This window comes from Bartonella queenslandensis AUST/NH15, assembly GCF_000312585.1.
Classification (GTDB): Bacteria; Pseudomonadota; Alphaproteobacteria; order Rhizobiales; family Rhizobiaceae; genus Bartonella; species Bartonella queenslandensis_A.
On sequence record NZ_HE998075.1, the window covers coordinates 1 to 582 of the forward strand.

Annotated in this window: 1 protein-coding gene; it reads right to left on the reverse strand. The window is 35.7% G+C overall.

All coding sequences use genetic code 11. The features are described 5' to 3' along the window. Positions 1-4 precede the first annotated feature (4 nt). Positions 5-433, reverse strand: a complete 429-nt coding sequence (locus BN338_RS09420; protein ID WP_039761541.1) for an antA/AntB antirepressor family protein — start codon at positions 431-433, stop codon at positions 5-7. Between the last annotated feature and the right edge of the window lie 149 nt (positions 434-582).

Sequence of the window (582 nt, forward strand, 5' to 3'; positions counted from 1 at the left end):
AAGATTAGACATGTTTCACTCCATTCGTTGTGACAACATTTTCATTGTGTTTAATTTGCTGTTTTAGGTGTCTTAAGATTTCTTCTAATGTTTCAGGTTTTGAATAATCGATTTTTGCTTTTGCTTTTTTTTCGCATTCCAAAAAATATTGACGCACTTTTTTACCTTTGAGACTAGGTTCACAAATGGCAATGTGTTTTGCTGCGTTTAAAGTGAGAGCATAATCTTTAGAAGGACCACCCCGTGACGGTAATTTTTTGATAGATGTCACAAAATCAAGATCTTCTCGAAAAGAAAATTCTTTAATACAGTTTTCTACCCATTTTCTAAATGCAGTTTTGATTTCCAAAAAGGCATGCAAATCACGAGCGCTAACAGTTTGAACGGTTTGTTGTTTAATGAGAGTGTTTTGAGTAGGGATGAAATTTTTCATTACTAACCTCATATTCATTGGCTTTGAAGGAGGCGCTCTTAAAAGCGCCCTCTGTAGTGTGTATAGGATGGGTAGTTTGGAATGACATCCGAAAGAGTTAAACGGTGCTGTTGTTCATAAGTACCGTAAGTTTCATCTTCATAGCGCTG

What these genes read in the sequence shown, in the direction of transcription:
- BN338_RS09420 (WP_039761541.1), bottom strand. Translation starts at nt 433, where the DNA reads ATGAAAAATTTCATCCCTACTCAAAACACTCTCATTAAACAACAAACC.